This is a genomic window from Mycolicibacterium canariasense, assembly GCF_002101555.1.
GTDB lineage: Bacteria > Actinomycetota > Actinomycetes > Mycobacteriales > Mycobacteriaceae > Mycobacterium > Mycobacterium canariasense.
On the sequence record NZ_LQOL01000028.1, the window covers coordinates 25,673 to 41,483 of the forward strand.

A 15,811-nucleotide genomic window follows, 5' to 3' on the forward strand; every position below is an offset into this window, starting at 1 on the left:
CGGTCAGCGCCGCAGGCCCGCCATCAGTCGCTGTCCGACCGTCGGTTTGGGCGCCGTCGCGGCGGCCGCCAGCATCTCGTCGATGCCGGTGAACTTGACCCGCGGACGATCCTCGCCACCACGCGCGATCTCCGCGGCGTCGATGGCCTTTAAGCCCGCCGCGTCCACGACCGCGGGCTGACGGCTTCGGACCAGCTTGTCCAGCGCCGCCGGCTTGTGGACCGGGTCGCCGAGCCGTCCACGGTTGTAGTCCTCCACCAGGTTGTGCACCGTCTCGGCGGCACACGACTTGTTGGTGCCGATGAAACCGGTCGGGCCGCGCTTGATCCAGCCGGCCACATAGGCACCGCGCACCGGCACGTCCCCGTCGAGCACCCGGCCGCCGGCGTTGGGCACCACGGCCGCGGCGTCGTCGAACGGCAGATCGGCGATGGCCTTGCCGCGGTATCCGATCGACGTCAGCACCATGCCGGCGTCGATAGTGCGGGTCTCGCCGGTTCCGGTGATCCCGAACTGAATTCCGGTCACAGTTCCCTGTCCCAGCACCCGCTGCGGCGTGAGCCGGTAGGCAAGCCGGATCCGCGGGCGGGTGATCGGCGTCGAATCGGCTTCGGCCGCATCGAGCTTGGACAGGATCTCCAGCTTGTTGCGGGTCAGCGGGTCGGTCTCGGTGGCGAGGTCGCGGATCACCAGATCGTGGTCGGCCGCGTCCAGCACCACATCGCAGGTCGAGGTCAAGCCGATCAGCTCCGGCAGCGTGAACGCCGACTGGGCGGGTCCGCGCCGGGCGGCGATCACCACTTCCTGAACCTTGGACTGTCGCAGGGCAGCCAGGGCGTGGTCGGCGATATCGGTGCGCGCCAAGGCATCCGGGTCGGTGGTCAGCACGCGGGCGACATCCAGTGCGACGTTGCCGTTACCGACGATGACCACCCGTTCGTGGCTGAGGTCGACGGGCAGGCCGACGTAATCGGGGTGCCCGTTGAACCAGGCCACCACCTCGGTCGCGGTGGCGGTGCCGGTCAGGCCCATGCCGTCGATATCGAGACGGCGATCGTTGGGCGCCCCAACCGCGTACAACACGGCATGGTGATGCTCGAGCAGATCGGCGTGGGTCAGGTGCTTACCGATTTCGACGTTCAGGAAGAAGGTGAAACCCGACTGCTGGGCCATCCGGTCGAACAGACGGGTGACCCGCTTGGTGCTCTGGTGGTCCGGCGCGACACCGGCGCGGACCAGGCCGTACGGCGTGGGTAGCTTCTCGAACACGTTCACCCGGACGCCTCGCTGGGTGAGCAACTCGTCGGCCGCGTACATCGCCGCCGGGCCGGACCCCACGATCGCCACCCGCAGCGGCCCGTCGCCACGCGGGTGCACCTTCGGCGCTTCCAGTACCGGCGCCAGCTTCGACGTGGGCGGCAACTTGCCCGCGCGCTTGGGATAGAACGCGGCGTTGAGCTCGATGAACGGCAACTGGTTCTCGGTCAGCCGGGAATCGGGCGCGATGGCGCCGACCGGGCACGCGCTGACGCAAGCGCCGCAGTCCACACACGCATCGGGATCGATGTAGAGCATCTCGGCGGTGGCGAAGCCGGGCTCATCCGGTGACGGGTGGATGCAGTTCACCGGGCATGCGTAGACGCAAGACCCGTCGCTGCAACACGATTGGGTGATCACATGGGGCATGGCGTATGTCGTTTACGTCAGGCCACGGCCACCAGATGCTCGCGCTGCGGCTCGCTGCGGTAACGGCTGGGCGGACCGTCGATCTTGCAGATCTTCCACATCAGCTTGGCCAACGGGTTCATCAAACCCGTGTCGTAGCACAGCATCCGGACATCGGAGAACATGTTGCGCAGCGTCTGCCGCGACGCCGGCGCCCGGAAGAACAGTTCCTTGCGCACCGAGCGCGGGATGTCGAATTCCTTCCAGAACGCGCGCGGCGGCACGATGATCGCCGAGCACAGAACCCGCATGGTCAGCGGCACGAACAGCGACAGCATGAAGCGTTGGCGCCAGCGCAGATTCGGAACACGCTTGTGCAGATACTGGTGGGCGAACGAGATGTGCCGAGCCTCCTCGGCAACGTGGATCGCCATCACCCGCTCCATGATCGGGTGCAGTTCCTTGCCTTCGCGCAGCACGTTCTTCTGCGTGTGATCGATGGGCTCCTCGCCGGCGAGCACACCGAAGAAGAACGGGATGGGCAGCGGACCGGCCACCAACGGAATCACGGGCTGCAGCCATTTGAGCAGGCGCGGCATACCGGGCACGTCCTTACCGATGCGGTTCACCATCTCCTGGAACATCAGGGTGTGGTTGCACTCCTCGACCGCCTCGTGCAGGCAGTACCGGTATTCCGGGGAGCCGTTGGGCACCCAGAACGAGTACTCCATCAAGCCGCGGATCAGGATGTTCTCGAAATGCAGGCCGACCTTCGCGACGTTGGCCTGCCGCCACATACCGATCTCGATCTGGCGTTCGCGGGACTGCGAGCGGTACCACGGGTGGTTACCGATCGGGTCGGTCTCCGGCAGGATCCAGCGGTCGTCGTTCGGCACGACGGCGAATTCCGGGGAGTCCCAATCGATGTCCTGGTACGGATTGAAGTTGCGTCGCACCGACCCCTCGGACAGGGTGGTCAACATCTCCACGTACTGAGGATCGTCGCTGACGTCCATGTTCTTGCGCCAACGCCGGATCATCTTCGTCCTAGCCACTTGAATCCCCTCCACGAGGTTTACAACGAACGGCCTCTTGTCTAGACGGTACCGCAGGTATCGAGTAAATGTCCACACCCTCGGATACCCGTTTCCGCCGACGGCCCAACTCACCAGAACCACCTGTTCAGGGCCCAAAAATCGCGGCCGTGCGATGTTGCTGGACACCCTCGACGGTACGCCACCTGCGGCCACCGCGCCGCAGCGCGTGACCCGCCGTCCAGCAATCGACATCGGCGTCATCTCGATGACGATCACCGCAGATGACGCGCGGATCCGCCCCGGATAGCTACACTCCCAGCTGTCTCACAGCTCGGACCTAAGGATGCGGAATGGCCATCAATCGCAAGGTCAAGGTTGTGGGGATCGGCGCCGTGCTGGTGATCGGAGTCCTGATCTCGGGAACGGTCCTGTCCAGCTGCGCCACCCAGATCGGCCCCGGGCAAACAGCGGTCAAGGTGGACGACTACGCCCTGATTCCCACCGATCCCAAGGTCGAGGGCTGCATCAACCCGGAGACCTCCGAGTTCAATCCGCCCGGCGGCTTCAAGGCCTACCGCTACCCGTCCCGACAGATCAGCTGGGATGCCACCGGCAGCCCCGACTCCGAGGCCGAACCCACCATCGTGGTGTCCAACGCCACCGCCCCCGCCGAACTGCGCGTGCCGGTGGTCATCACCTTCGACCTGACCACCGACTGCGGCATGCTGATGGACTTCCACCGCGACTTCGGCACCAAATATCAGGGCTGGCTGGACGACGAGGGTCTGGTCACCGAGGGCTGGAAGAACCTGCTGCGCTACGTCGTCGGCCAACCCGCCGAACAGGTGCTCATCAGCGTCGCCCAGAAGTACACCTGGCGCGAGATCTGGAACGACGAGAAGGTCCGCATCGAATTCCAGAACGCGCTGCGGGACGCGCTGCCCAGCGCCTCCCGGGCCCGCACCGACGGGCGCGAGTTCTTCACCAACTTCCAGGTGACGGTGATGAAACCGGACCCGGTCGACGACGGCCTCAAGGAGGCCATCATCGCCGAACAGAAGGCCATCGCCGATGCCCGGGCCGCCGAGGCCAAGGGCGTCGCCGACGCCAACGCGGCCAAGGCGAAGGCCGAGGCGGACAAGGCGGCCGCGCAGGCCCAGACCGAACTGGCCCGCCAGCGTGCGTTGCAGAAACAGGCCGAGATCGCCGGCTATCCCGACGTGGACGCCTACCTGCGGGCCATCGCGATCGAGAACGGCCAGAATCCGTTCCAACCCACCTATGTGGTGCCCCAGGCGCCCTGACCCACACCGGCCGTCTTAACCGGTGGCGCGGGCCGATAATCTGAACGCCATGGCAGAGCTGACGATCCCCGCCGATATCAAGCCGCACGACGGACGCTTCGGGTGTGGGCCGTCGAAGGTGCGCCCCGAGCAGCTGCAGGCGCTCGCCTCGGCCGGTGACCTGTTCGGCACCTCCCATCGCCAGGCCCCGGTGAAGAACCTCGTCGGCCGGGTACGCGACGGGCTGCGCCAGCTGTTCACGCTGCCCGACGGATACGAGGTCATCCTGGGCAACGGCGGCTCGACGGCGTTCTGGGATGCCGCCGCGTTCGGGCTGGTGGACAAGCGCTCGCTGCATCTGACCTACGGCGAGTTCAGCTCCAAGTTCGCCTCCTGCGTCGCCAAGAACCCGTTCGTCGGCGATCCGATCGTCGTCAAGGCCGACGCCGGCAGTGCGCCGGAACCGACCTCGGACCCGTCGGTCGACGTCGTCGCGTGGGCGCACAACGAGACCTCGACCGGGGTCGCGGTGCCGGTGCAGCGGCCGGCCGGTGACGCCCTGGTGCTCATCGACGCCACCTCGGCGGCCGGCGGGTTGCCCGTCGACATCCGCGACGCCGATGCCTACTACTTTGCGCCGCAGAAGAACTTCGCCGGCGACGGCGGCCTGTGGATCGCGGTGCTGTCGCCGGCCGCGTTGGCCCGGATCGAGGCGATCGCGGCCGGCGGCCGCTGGGTGCCCGACTTCCTGTCGCTGCCCATCGCGGTCGAGAACAGCCTGAAGAACCAGACCTACAACACCCCGGCCATCGGCACGCTGATCCTGCTGGTCGAGCAGCTGGACTGGCTGAACGGCAACGGTGGGTTGGATTGGGCCGTCAAGCGCACCGCCGACTCGTCGCAGCGGCTGTACTCGTGGGCCGAGGCGGCATCGTTCGCGACACCGTTCGTGGCCGATCCGGCGTTGCGTTCGCAGGTGGTCGGCACCGTCGATTTCAATGATGACGTAGATGCAAGCGCTGTCGCCGCAACATTGCGCGCCAACGGGATCGTCGACACCGAGCCGTACCGCAAGCTGGGCCGCAACCAGTTGCGGGTGGCGATGTTCCCGGCCGTCGAACCCGATGACATCAGCGCCCTGACCGCCTGCATCGACTGGGTCGTCGAGCGAATCTGAGTGCGACTCCCTCCGGTCTGCGTGTCAGCCCGGTAACGGCCGGATAACGCTGTAGGGTGCCCCGCAGGAGGTCAGTATGCGCGAACTCAAGGTCGTCGGGCTGGACGTGGACGGCAAGCGGCTGATCTGCGAAGCGGCGGACGCCGGCGAAAAATTCGTCATCCGGGTGGACAACCGGTTGCGCGCCGCCGTGCGTGGTGACAAGGCCGCTTCCAACCAAACCGAGATCGAGGTCGAGGTACCGACAACGTTGCGTCCCAAGGAAATTCAGTCCCGCATCCGTGCGGGCGCATCGGTCGAGCAGGTCGCATCGATCACCGGCGCCGATATCGACCGGGTGCGGCGGTTCGCCAGTCCCGTGCTGCTGGAGCGGGCCCGTGCCGCGGAGCTGGCCACCGCCGCGCACCCGATCCTGGCCGACGGCCCCGCGGTACTGACGCTGCTGGAGACCGTGACGTCGGCGATGATCTCGCGTGGGCTGGATCCCGATTCCACGACATGGGACGCCTGGCGCAACGAGGACGGCCGGTGGACGGTGCAGCTGTCGTGGAAGGCCGGACGGTCGGACCTGCAGGCGCATTTCCGGTTCACTCCCGGTTCGCACGGCGGCACGGTGACGGCGTTCGATGAGCGGGCGGCCGAGCTGATCGATCCGAACTTCACCCGCCCGCTGCGGCCGGTGGCGCCGGTGGCGCAGCTGGATTTCGAGCCCGCTCCGGCCCCGGCTCCCGCCCCGACGGTGACACCCGAGCCGGCACCGGCTCCCGTCGCTCAGACCGTCGCCAAGGCCGAAGAACCCGAGCCGAAGGCCGCCGAGCCGGCGCCCAAGCCCGCCCGCAGTCGCAAGGCCCGCGCCACGGTGCCGGCCTGGGAGGACGTGCTGCTGGGCGTGCGCTCCGGCACGCAGCGATGAGCGGATGACCGCTTGACTTGGCGGTGAGGGCGACAAAGTCCGAGTGCGGAGCGCCCTGGGCGCCGAGTCAACGAGGCCGGCGCGGACTCACCGGCTGACCAGCAGGGCGATCAGGGCCAACCAGCCGATGGCCACCCCGATCCCGGATCCCAGGACGAACCAGCGCCACACCGGCCGGGTCCGCCAGCCCCACACCGTGGGGGCGAGCCCACCGACGGCCACCAGGTTCAGCCCGATGGCCAGCAGGGGATGCACCCGCGTCAGACCGACGCTCAGCACGACGATCGCGGCCGCGGTCAGCGCCGCGACGAACCCGGCGACGGTCAACCCGGTGCCCCAGGGTTGGGCCGTCCCCCGCGGTGGCGTGCTGTCGCCGGACATCAGCTCACCCTAGCCCGCTCGTAGAACGCCAACGCGGCGGCCGTCGCGACGTTCAGCGAGTCGGTGCCGCGCGCCATCGGGATGCGCACCCGCACGTCGGCCGCCCGCATGGTGTGCTCGGTCAGGCCCGGCCCCTCGGCTCCCACCAGGATGGCCACCTTGTGCTCGACCAATCCCGACATCGCCTCGGCCAGCGTCGCGGCGGCCGGATTCGGGGTCATCGCCAGCACGCGGAAACCGTTGTCCCGCAAGGTGTTCAGATCGCCCGGCCAGGATGGCGCCCACGCGTACGGCACCAGCAGGGCATGCCCCATCGAGACGCGCACCGCCCGCCGGTACAGGGGGTCGGCACAGCCGGTGCCGAACAGCACGGCGTCGACGCCGAGCCCGGCGGCGTTGCGGAAGATGGACCCGAGGTTCTCGTGGTCGTTGACGCCTTCGAGCACCGCGATGGTGCGGGCGCCGGCCAGCACCTCGGCGACCGTCAGCTCGGGCGGGCGCGGGGCGGCGGCCAGCACACCGCGATTGAGATGGAACCCGATGGCCTCGGCCATCACCTCGGCACTGGCCCGGTAGTACGGCACGTCCACCCCCGCCAGATCGGCGGCCAGCTCACTCAACCGACGATCGGTGCCCAGCAGGGCGCGCGGGGCGAACCGGGAAGCCAGCATGCGCTGCACCACCAGCACACCCTCGGCGATCACCAGCCCTTTGCCGCTGGGCAGGTCCGGTCGGCGATCGACACTGTTGAGATCGCGGAAATCGTCCAGCCGCGGATCGGCCGCGTCCGCGATATCGATGACGTTGGTCAGTTCGCCGGGCCTTCGTCCACGATGGCCAGCATGAGGTCGGCGGCCTCGAGCAAGGTCTGGCGTTGCTCGGCGGTCAGTTCGGCCAGCCGCTGCTGCAGCCATTCCCGGCTGGCCTTGCGTTCGGCCTCGATCAGGTCGAGGCCGGCGGGCGAGACCGACACCAGCACCTGCCGCCGGTCGTCGGGATGGGCGGTGCGGTCGATGAAGCCCAGGTCGACCAGCGACGCGATCACCCGCGTCATCGACGGCGGGCGGACCCGTTCGCGGATGGCCAGGGCGCCCGGTGTCATCGGCCCTTCCTTGGCCACCGTGGCCAGCGCCGAGAGCTGAGACAACGAGACCGGGGAATCAGGCCGGCGGAACCGCAGCTGCCGGGCCAACCTGATCACGGCCAGCGACAGATCACTCGACAACCTGGAGTCGACGTCTGTCACAGGGCAAGAGAATACCCAGAGGACAGCCGGGAAGTGGTGAGGCTAGGTTGTGAAGCGATGTCAGAAGACGCCGCCGAGACGCCGCTGGAGCCGCCGGCACTGCCGGCCCGGCTGCTGGAGCCGGTGCCGGTCATCATCGCGATCGCGACCGGCTGGCTGCTCGCGGTGGTGCTGGCTTTCACCGTCCCGGCCCTGCACGACTGGCGTCCCATCACACTCGCCGGGCTGGGTGTCGGACTGCTCGGTACCTCGATCTTCCTGCTGCAGCTACGCGCCGCCCGGCGTGGCGATCGCGGCGCGCAGCGCGGCCTCGTCAACTGAAGGAGCATCATGGGTTCGCCACTACTGCAAGCACAGATCGACATCGATGCACCGGTGTCCGAGGTGTGGGCGCTGATCTCGGACCTGCGCCGGATGCCACAGTGGAGCCCGCAATGCCGGGCCATGAAGGTGCTCGGGCGCACCCGGGTGGGCGCCAAGGCGATCAACGTCAACCGGCGCAACAACATGTTCTGGCCGACCACCTGCACCATCACCGAGCTGGAGCCGCAGCGCTCGCTGGCCTTCCGGGTCGATTTCAACGCCATGCGGTGGAGCTACGAACTGGAGCCGCTCGACGGTGGTGGCACCAGGGTGATCGAGAGCCGCCGAGCACCCGAGGGCTTCAAGACCGTGCCCACCCTGCTCGTGGACAAGTTCATGGGCGGCGTCCCCGGCTTCGAGCAGGAACTGCTGGCCGGGATGAACGCCTCGCTCCAGCGGATCAAGACCGCCGCGGAAAGCGCCACACGCTAGGAGCCGACGGGGCTCGGCGAGCCTTCGGAGGTCTCTGGGGCGCCCTCCGGGGCCTCGCCGGCCGCGGGGATCTCCGCGAGTTCCAGCACCCCGTCGTCGTACGGGTCGTACAGCGGCGAGCCGGTACCGGCCGGGGCGGGGGTGTCCGAATGCGCCCCGCAGCCGTACTCGCCGTCGACCACCCGGCCATCGGCGGACATCTCGTTGGCGCACACACCGAAGACCGTGCCCAGCGAACCGGCCAGCGGCACATAGAACCCGCAGTCCCGGCATACCCGCCGAGTCGCGCGCGCCATCGCCGAGCCGGGACCGAACTCGCCGTCATGCCAGCGCTGCGCGGCGTCCAGCCGGCCCTCCAGGCTCAGTACCTGGCGGCGGCCCAGACCGATCTCGGCGGCCACCTCGTCCAGCTCGTCGTCGCCGCTGGCCAGGTATCCGGGCACCAGACGCGGGTCATCGGCCGGCGGTGCCAGCAGATCGCCGGGGCTCAGGTCGCCGGGACGCACCCGCTCTTCCCACGGCACCCACTGCGGCGCCAGCAGCGCCGTCGGACCGGGGACCAGCACCACCTCGCTGATGGTCACGTGGTCGGCGCCGGGGTAACCGGCCACCACCACCGCCCACTGCCAGCCCTGATAGCCGGGCAGCACGGCGAGGAAGCGGTGGGTGGCGGCGGTCGGGTCGTCGAACACCGCACCCAGATATTCACCGACGGCGTCGGCTCCGCTGAACTCCTCGATCGCGGCGCGGGCGGCCTCGACCGCACCGAGCAGCAACGCCTCAAGCTCGGGTGAGCGCTGCGTCTGCGGTTCTGCCTGCTCGGTCAGATCGGCGACCGTGTCGGTTCCTGTGTCCATCGCGTCCAATATTGCCTGACCATGCCCACCAGAGCCACACCGGTGGGCTTCCCGCCGCAGCCGTCTCGGTAAGGGACAATCGGAGCTGTGCCTTCCCGGGATCCCCGCTACCACCCACCGCGGCCGCCGTCCGACGGTGAGCACCCCGGCATGGCGAACTACCCCTCCGACGGCGATATCGGCCGACGCAAGCATCCGCCGTCCGGACCGAGCGCCAACCGATGGCTGCCCCCACTGGACGACGAGTCCCCCCGGCCGCGGACCGAACCGCCGCCGCGGGCCCGGTCCGGGGTGGGATCGTCGGCCGGTGAGAAGGTCACCGTCACTCGCGCCGCCGCCCAGCGCAGCCGCGAGATGGGCACCAAGATGTACGACTTGGTGCACCGGGCCGCCACCGCCGACGGTGCCGACAAATCGGGTCTGACGGCACTCACCTGGCCGGTGGTGGCCAGCTCGGCGGTCGACGCGGCGATGGCGGTGGCGTTGGCCAACACCTTGTTCTTCGCGGCGGCCTCCGGCGAGAGCAAGAGCAAGGTGGCCCTGTACCTGCTCATCACGATCGCGCCGTTCGCGATCATCGCGCCGCTGATCGGCCCGGCGCTGGACCGACTGCAGCACGGCCGCCGGGTGGCGCTGGCGATGTCATTCGCCCTGCGCACCGTGCTGGCCGTGGTGTTGATCGGTAACTACGACGGCGCCACCGGAAGCTACCCGTCCTGGGTGCTCTACCCCTGTGCGCTCGGAATGATGGTGCTGTCCAAGAGTTTCTCGGTGCTGCGCAGTGCCGTGACGCCGCGGGTGTTGCCGCCCACGATCGACCTGGTCCGGGTGAATTCGCGGTTGACCATGTTCAGTCTGCTGGGCGGCACCATGGCCGGCGGGGCGATCGCCGCCGGTGCCGAATACCTGCTCAACATGGCCAAGCTGCCCGGCGCGCTGTATGTGTTGGTCGCGGTGACCGTGGCCGGGGCGGTGCTGTCGATGCGGATCCCGAAGTGGGTCGAGGTGACCGCCGGTGAGGTGCCCACCACGTTGAGCTATCACGGTGGTGAGACCGAGGCGCTGCGCCGCCCGGCCAAGGAGCGCCAACCGCTGGGCCGCAACATCATCACCTCGTTGTGGGGCAACTGCACCATCAAGGCGATGGTCGGCTTCCTGTTCCTGTACCCGGCCTTCGTCGCGAAATCGCACGGCGACGGCGGCTGGGAGCAGTTGCGCATCCTGGGCCTGATCGGTGCCGCGGCCGGTATCGGCAACTTCGTCGGCAACTTCACCGCCGCCCGGCTCAAACTCGGCAGGCCCGCCCTGCTGGTCACCCGGGCCGCCATCGCGGTGACGTTGATGGCGCTGGCCGCCGCCGTCACCGGCAACCTGTTGGTCGCCGCGCTGGCCACCTTGGTCACCTCCGGCGCCAGCGCCATCGCGAAGGCATCGCTGGACGCCTCGCTGCAGGATGACCTGCCGGAGAAGTCCCGGGCGTCGGCCTTCGGCCGGTCCGAGTCGCTGTTGCAGCTGGCCTGGGTGGCCGGCGGGGCCACCGGCGTGCTCATCTATCCGCAGCTGTGGGTCGGGTTCACTACGATCACGGCCGTGTTGATTCTCGGTCTGGCCCAGACACTGGTGAGCTACAACGGTGCGTCCCTGATACCCGGCTTCGGCGGTAACCGTCCGGTGCTCGCCGAGACCGAGGGTGGCCCGTTGGCCGCCCCCGTGGGGCGCCGATGAAGCGCATCGCCGCGGTGCTGCTGGCGGTGGCGCTGGTTGCCTCGGTGGGCACCGGCCTGCTGGTGTGGCAGCTCGGCCGGCACGCCGACCCCGACTTCCCGGAGATCAGCGCCTACTCGCATGGCGCGTCGGTGCGCGTCGGGCCTTACCGGTTCTGCCCGGTGTTGGATCTGAACAACTGCGAAATCCCGGAAACCACAGGCGATTTGGCAGTGAACTCGCGCAACCCCGTGCAGCTGTCGGTGCCGTCGGCGATCGCACGGGCACCGTGGTGGCTACTGCGGGGCTACGAGGACGCACCCACACCCGTCGTCTCGGAGTTCCGGCCCGGCACGACGCTGGCCGTCACCATCCCCACCGTCGATCCCCGGTTCGGCAGGCTGACCGGGTTCGCGGTGCAGTTGCCGACCTTGGTGCGTGACGAGGAGGGCAACGAGTTCCCGCTGCCGCACGCCGAGTGGTCGGTGCGCACGGTCTGGAACTAGCTCACCGGGGCGGGGTGCCGTCGCCGAACGGCCTGCCGCCCAAGGCTTCCCGGCCGTGTGCGGTGTGCCAGCCGGACAGCTCGGGTCCCTTCGGGACGATCCGGGTGGGATTGATGTCCTTGTGCACGATGTAGTAGTGCGCCTTGATCTGTTCGAAATCGATGGTGTCACCGAAGCCGGGCGTCTGGAACAGGTCACGGGCATAGGCCCACAGCACCGGCATCTCGGAGAGTTTGGACCGGTTGCACTTGAAGTGGCCGTGGTAGACGGCGTCGAACCGGGCCAGCGTGGTGAACAGCCGGACATCGGCCTCGGTGATGGTGTCACCCACCAGATACCTTTGCCCGCTGAGCCTTTCGGAAACCCAGTCCAGCGCGGTGAACAACCGGTCATACGCCGCGTCATAGGCCTGCTGGGTGCCGGCGAATCCACATCGGTACACCCCGTTGTTGATCTCGGTGTAGATCCGCTGCGCCACCTCGTCGATCTCGTCGCGCAGCGGTTCGGGGTACAGCTGCGGCGCCCCCTCGCGGTGGAAGGCGGCCCATTCGGTGGAGAAGTCCAGGGTGATCTGGGCGAAGTCGTTGGTGACGACGGCACCGGTGGGGATGTCGACGATGGCGGGCACGGTGATGCCCTTGGGATAGTTCGGGTCGCGTTTGAAGTAGGCATCCTGCAGCCGCGGGATCTTCAGCACCGGATCCACCCCGCCCGGGTCCAGGTCGAAGGTCCAGCTGCGCTCGTCGTGGACGGGCCCGCAGTAGCCGATGGACAGCGCGTCCTCCAGACCCAGCAGGCGCCGCACGATGATGGCGCGGTTGGCCCACGGGCAGGCCCTGGCCACGATCAGCCGGTAGCGCCCCGGTTCGACGGGATAGCCGTCACGACCGTCCTCACCCTGTTCTGCTCCTCGCGTGCGCGACGTAATCCGGGTGGTGATGTAGTTGGTGTCGCGGTTGAACTCGCCTTGGGGATTCACGTAGGCCATGCCTACAGTCTTCCCACTCTGGCGCCGAAACTACGCTTTCTGGCGCGGGAACGGCCGATCGGCGCCAACAACCGCAGTCTCGGCGCGGCCGAGGATCAGGCGTCGAGCTCGCGAGCGACGGCCTTGACGACCTCGGACACCCGCCGGGCCACCTTGCGGTCGGGATACTTACCCTTGCGCAGCTCCGGCTGGATGGTGTTCTCCAGCAGCGTGATGAGGTCACCGATCATGCCGTGCAGTTCGTCGGGGCTGTGCTTGTGCTCGGCGGCGGCGGCCTCGCGGCGCGTCCGGGACAGGCTCGGCGGCGGGTCGATGAGCTTGACGCTCAGCGCCTGCGGACCGCGGCGCCCGGCAGCCAGACCGAACTCGACCTTCTGCCCGGCCTTGAGCCCCTCAACACCCGAAGGCAGCGCCGAAGACCGGACATAGACGTCTTCGCCGTCCTCCTGGGACAGGAAGCCGAAGCCCTTCTCGGCGTCGTACCACTTAACCTTGCCGGTCGGCACTGCTGTTCACCCGCTCGTTCTCATCGATCACATAAGTAATGCGTCCCGCCTGCGCAGGACGCAATGTGGAAGAGCTTACTAGTTGCTCGGTAGTCTGTAACGACCGCTGGAGGAGACATGCGACTGGTACTGAATATCGTCTGGTTGATCTTCGGTGGGCTGTGGCTGGCGCTGGGCTATCTCCTCGCGGCCCTGATCTGCTTCGTGCTCATCATCACCATCCCGTTCGGCTTCGCCGCGCTGCGCATCGCGCTGTACGCACTGTGGCCGTTCGGCTACACCGTCGTCGACAAGCCCGGGGTCCGTCCCGGCGCGCTGATCGGCAACATCATCTGGCTCATCGTGGCCGGGATCTGGCTGGCGATCGGACATGTGGTGAGCGCCATCGCGATGGCCATCACCATCATCGGCATCCCGCTGGCGCTGGCCAATCTGAAGATGATCCCGGTGTCGCTGATGCCGCTGGGCAAAGAGATCGTGCCCGTCGACGCGAAGCGGGTGCCTGAGTGACCGTCACCGAACTCGGCCTGCCCACGCTGGGCAGCCGGCCCGGCATGCCGACCAGCGGACCGCTGCTGGACACCTACGGCCGGATTGCGACCGACCTGCGGGTGTCGCTGACCGACCGGTGCAATCTGCGCTGCACCTATTGCATGCCGGCCGAGGGGCTGGACTGGCTGCCGGGTAGCCAACTGCTCAGCGCCGAAGAACTGAGCCGGTTGCTGCGGATCGCCGTCACCCGGCTCGGCATCACCAACGTCCGCTTCACCGGCGGTGAGCCGCTGGTTTCCCGGAATCTGGAAGAGGTGATCGCGGCGGCGGCCGCGCTGACGCCGCGGCCGACGATCGCCATGACGACGAACGGGATCGGGCTGGCGGCGCGGGCCGCGGGGCTCAAGCGCGCCGGGCTGGACCGCGTCAACGTTTCCCTGGACACCGTCGACCGCGCGCATTTCACCGAGATCACCCGCCGCGACCGCCTCGACGACGTGCTGGCCGGGTTGGCCGGGGCGGCGGCCGCCGGCCTGGCGCCGGTGAAGGTGAATGCGGTGCTGGATCCGCGCACCGGCCTGGACGACGTGGTGCCGCTGTTGCGGTTCTGCCTGGAGCACGACTATCAGCTGCGGATCATCGAGCAAATGCCCCTGGACGCCGGACATGTCTGGAGCCGGGATCGGGCCGTCAGCGCCGACACGGTGCTGCACACCCTGCGCCGGCACTTCGATCTGCGGCCGGACCCCGCGCCCCGGGGCTCGGCGCCGGCGGCGCTGTGGCGGGTGGACGGCAGCGCGGCCACCGTCGGGATCATCGCGTCGGTGTCCGAGGCGTTCTGCGGGGCGTGCGACCGGACCAGGCTGACCGCCGACGGGCAGATCCGCAGCTGCCTGTTCTCCACCGCAGAGACCGACCTGCGCGGGCTGCTGCGGGACGGTGCCGACGACGGCGAGATCGAGGCCGCCTGGCGCCGCACGATGTGGGCCAAGCCGGCCGGGCACGGCATCAACGACCCGAGCTTCGTCCAGCCCGCCCGGCCGATGAGCGCGATCGGCGGCTGAGATGACCGTGACGGTGACCGTGCGGTACTTCGCCGCGGCCCGGGCCGCGGCCGGAACCGAGACCGAAATGTTGCACCTGCAAAAAGGCTTGACGTTGGACGGGCTGGTCCGGCATCTGTCGGCCCGCGGCCCGGAACTGGCGAAAGTGCTGGCACGCTGCTCGTTCTTGTGCGACGAGGTCGCGGTGCGCGACCGCGACAGACCGCTCCAAACAAATCAGACGGTCGATGTGTTACCCCCATTCGCCGGCGGGTAGCAGTGATTTGTGTCACATAACGAAACGGTCACAATGAGGCCACCTGTGGTTTGACTGCAGCAAACACCTGCGGAAACGCCCGGGCGTCCTGCGCCTTTAAAGTTCTCACAAGATTTGCTGCCTGTGAAAACGCCGAAGACGGGCCGAAGTGACGCATACGCGCCGAACAGTTACCGTCTTGCCCAAGCCATCTGACCTCTATCAGATAGCCCGCTGTGCCCAGTACGCCGAGCTCCATCCACCCAGGGCACTGCCACCGACGAACAACCTTGGATGGAGGCGGGGGACCCACCGGTCCGCCGAAAGCAGACCAGGGCTCGCAGTCTGAGCCCTCGGGGTGAAGCCGGCGTCGGCAACGACGCAGGCCGGGCGACCTCTCCAGCCCGAACCCGACAGCTGACCTCGTAGGCGTTCACGAGAGGACTGTTTTTTTCTATGAGTGGACGGCACCGCAAGCCCACGTCATCCTCAGTCAGCGTCGCCAAGATCGCCGTCACCGGAGCGGTTCTCGGCGGCGGAAGCCTCGCTCTTGCCGGTCAGGCCGGCGCCGCCACCGACGGCCAGTGGGACCAGGTCGCCCGCTGTGAATCCGGTGGCAACTGGGCGATCAACACCGGCAACGGGTACCAGGGCGGGCTGCAGTTCTCGCCGGGCACGTGGTCGTCGCATGGCGGCGGTGAGTACGCCCCCGCCGCACACCTGGCCACCAAGGAAGAGCAGATCGCCGTCGCCGAGCGCGTCCTGGCCAGCCAGGGTAAGGGCGCGTGGCCGGTATGCGGCCGCGGCCTCGGCGCCGCCACCCCGCGCAATGTGGTGAACGATCCCGCCCCGCAGGCGCTGGACAACCCGATCGACAACCCCGCGGTCAACGGTGAGCTGCCGCCGCCGCCCGCTCCCGAGCCGGCCCCCTTCGACGCGCTCGCCGCCCCACTGCCCGAGGC

Annotated in this window: 20 protein-coding genes and 1 riboswitch; of the genes, 12 read left to right on the top strand and 8 right to left on the bottom strand. The window is 68.4% G+C overall.

What is annotated here, in order from left to right; translation table 11 throughout:
- Nucleotides 1–3: 3 nt before the first annotated feature.
- Nucleotides 4–1,686, bottom strand: a complete 1,683-nt coding sequence (locus AWB94_RS04350; RefSeq protein ID WP_062657536.1) for an FAD-dependent oxidoreductase — start codon at nucleotides 1,684–1,686, stop codon at nucleotides 4–6.
- Between the two features lie 17 nt (nucleotides 1,687–1,703).
- Nucleotides 1,704–2,720: an AurF N-oxygenase family protein gene (locus AWB94_RS04355; RefSeq protein ID WP_084395234.1), complete on the bottom strand. Its 1,017-nt coding sequence runs from the start codon at nucleotides 2,718–2,720 to the stop codon at nucleotides 1,704–1,706.
- A 154-nt stretch (nucleotides 2,721–2,874) separates the two neighbouring features.
- Between AWB94_RS04355 and AWB94_RS36045 the strand changes: the two genes are divergently transcribed.
- From AWB94_RS36045 to sepH, 4 genes are all read left to right on the top strand, one after another.
- Nucleotides 2,875–3,009 carry a hypothetical protein gene (locus AWB94_RS36045; protein ID WP_264021029.1) on the top strand — a complete coding sequence of 45 codons (135 nt, stop codon included), beginning with the start codon at nucleotides 2,875–2,877 and terminating at the stop codon, nucleotides 3,007–3,009.
- Nucleotides 3,010–3,052: 43 nt separating this feature from the next.
- Nucleotides 3,053–4,006: an SPFH domain-containing protein gene (locus AWB94_RS04360; RefSeq protein ID WP_062657538.1), complete on the top strand. Its 954-nt coding sequence runs from the start codon at nucleotides 3,053–3,055 to the stop codon at nucleotides 4,004–4,006.
- Between the two features lie 49 nt (nucleotides 4,007–4,055).
- The gene (gene serC, locus AWB94_RS04365) at nucleotides 4,056–5,162 is read left to right on the top strand and encodes a phosphoserine transaminase (RefSeq protein ID WP_062657557.1); all 1,107 of its coding nucleotides are present in this window, start codon (nucleotides 4,056–4,058) and stop codon (nucleotides 5,160–5,162) included.
- 76 nt (nucleotides 5,163–5,238) lie between these two features.
- Complete coding sequence (gene sepH / locus AWB94_RS04370; RefSeq protein WP_062657539.1) at nucleotides 5,239–6,075, top strand: septation protein SepH; 837 nt, start codon at nucleotides 5,239–5,241, stop codon at nucleotides 6,073–6,075.
- Nucleotides 6,076–6,162: 87 nt separating this feature from the next.
- Here sepH and AWB94_RS04375 read toward each other — a convergent pair whose 3' ends face one another.
- The 3 genes from AWB94_RS04375 to AWB94_RS04385 all read right to left on the bottom strand — a co-directional run bounded on the left by AWB94_RS04375 (nucleotide 6,163) and on the right by AWB94_RS04385 (nucleotide 7,702).
- Complete coding sequence (locus AWB94_RS04375) at nucleotides 6,163–6,456, bottom strand: DUF2537 domain-containing protein (RefSeq protein WP_062657540.1); 294 nt, start codon at nucleotides 6,454–6,456, stop codon at nucleotides 6,163–6,165.
- The gene (locus AWB94_RS04380) at nucleotides 6,456–7,160 is read right to left on the bottom strand and encodes a TrmH family RNA methyltransferase (RefSeq protein WP_234811621.1); all 705 of its coding nucleotides are present in this window, start codon (nucleotides 7,158–7,160) and stop codon (nucleotides 6,456–6,458) included. The genes AWB94_RS04375 and AWB94_RS04380 overlap by 1 nt, the downstream gene beginning before the upstream one ends.
- Nucleotides 7,161–7,264: 104 nt before the next feature.
- Nucleotides 7,265–7,702 (bottom strand): Rv0880 family HTH-type transcriptional regulator, encoded by a 438-nt coding sequence (locus AWB94_RS04385; RefSeq protein ID WP_062657541.1) that lies wholly within the window; start codon nucleotides 7,700–7,702, stop codon nucleotides 7,265–7,267.
- Nucleotides 7,703–7,759: 57 nt separating this feature from the next.
- On the opposite strand from AWB94_RS04385, the gene AWB94_RS04390 reads away from it, so the two are divergent.
- Both AWB94_RS04390 and AWB94_RS04395 read left to right on the top strand, forming a co-directional pair.
- Nucleotides 7,760–8,023 carry a DUF2530 domain-containing protein gene (locus tag AWB94_RS04390; RefSeq protein ID WP_062657542.1) on the top strand — a complete coding sequence of 88 codons (264 nt, stop codon included), beginning with the start codon at nucleotides 7,760–7,762 and terminating at the stop codon, nucleotides 8,021–8,023.
- Nucleotides 8,024–8,032: 9 nt separating this feature from the next.
- Entirely contained in the window at nucleotides 8,033–8,497 is a 465-nt protein-coding gene (locus tag AWB94_RS04395; RefSeq protein WP_062657543.1) for an SRPBCC family protein, read from the top strand.
- On the opposite strand, the gene AWB94_RS04400 is transcribed toward AWB94_RS04395, so the two are convergent.
- Nucleotides 8,494–9,354: a DUF3027 domain-containing protein gene (locus AWB94_RS04400; protein WP_062657544.1), complete on the bottom strand. Its 861-nt coding sequence runs from the start codon at nucleotides 9,352–9,354 to the stop codon at nucleotides 8,494–8,496. The two genes, AWB94_RS04395 and AWB94_RS04400, sit on opposite strands and share 4 nt — an antisense overlap.
- A 150-nt stretch (nucleotides 9,355–9,504) precedes the next feature.
- Here AWB94_RS04400 and AWB94_RS04405 point away from each other — a divergent pair, with 150 nt between their 5' ends.
- Together AWB94_RS04405 and AWB94_RS04410 are read left to right on the top strand one after the other, a co-directional pair.
- Nucleotides 9,505–11,079: an MFS transporter gene (locus AWB94_RS04405; RefSeq protein WP_084395236.1), complete on the top strand. Its 1,575-nt coding sequence runs from the start codon at nucleotides 9,505–9,507 to the stop codon at nucleotides 11,077–11,079.
- Nucleotides 11,076–11,564 (top strand): DUF2771 domain-containing protein, encoded by a 489-nt coding sequence (locus AWB94_RS04410; protein WP_062657546.1) that lies wholly within the window; start codon nucleotides 11,076–11,078, stop codon nucleotides 11,562–11,564. The genes AWB94_RS04405 and AWB94_RS04410 overlap by 4 nt, the downstream gene beginning before the upstream one ends.
- 1 nt (nucleotide 11,565) lies before the next feature.
- Here AWB94_RS04410 and AWB94_RS04415 read toward each other — a convergent pair whose 3' ends face one another.
- Together AWB94_RS04415 and AWB94_RS04420 are read right to left on the bottom strand one after the other, a co-directional pair.
- Entirely contained in the window at nucleotides 11,566–12,552 is a 987-nt protein-coding gene (locus AWB94_RS04415) for a glutathione S-transferase family protein (protein WP_062657547.1), read from the bottom strand.
- Between the two features lie 95 nt (nucleotides 12,553–12,647).
- Nucleotides 12,648–13,058, bottom strand: coding sequence for a cold-shock protein (locus tag AWB94_RS04420; RefSeq protein ID WP_062657548.1), 411 nt, complete (start codon nucleotides 13,056–13,058; stop codon nucleotides 12,648–12,650).
- A 117-nt stretch (nucleotides 13,059–13,175) separates the two neighbouring features.
- Between AWB94_RS04420 and AWB94_RS04425 the strand changes: the two genes are divergently transcribed.
- The 4 genes from AWB94_RS04425 to AWB94_RS04440 form a co-directional block, all read left to right on the top strand.
- Entirely contained in the window at nucleotides 13,176–13,568 is a 393-nt protein-coding gene (locus AWB94_RS04425; RefSeq protein WP_062657549.1) for a YccF domain-containing protein, read from the top strand.
- A complete protein-coding gene (gene moaA, locus AWB94_RS04430) occupies nucleotides 13,565–14,614 on the top strand; it encodes a GTP 3',8-cyclase MoaA (RefSeq protein WP_062657550.1) in 1,050 nt (349 codons plus the stop codon). Before AWB94_RS04425 ends, moaA begins: the two co-directional genes overlap by 4 nt.
- A gap of 1 nt (nucleotide 14,615) precedes the next feature.
- On the top strand, nucleotides 14,616–14,870 hold the full coding sequence (locus AWB94_RS04435) for a MoaD/ThiS family protein (protein WP_062657551.1): 255 nt from the start codon (nucleotides 14,616–14,618) through the stop codon (nucleotides 14,868–14,870).
- Between the two features lie 247 nt (nucleotides 14,871–15,117).
- Nucleotides 15,118–15,296, top strand: a riboswitch (cyclic di-AMP (ydaO/yuaA leader).
- A gap of 9 nt (nucleotides 15,297–15,305) precedes the next feature.
- A partial coding sequence (locus AWB94_RS04440; RefSeq protein WP_165605346.1) for a transglycosylase family protein occupies nucleotides 15,306–15,811 on the top strand: 506 nt, incomplete at its 3' end.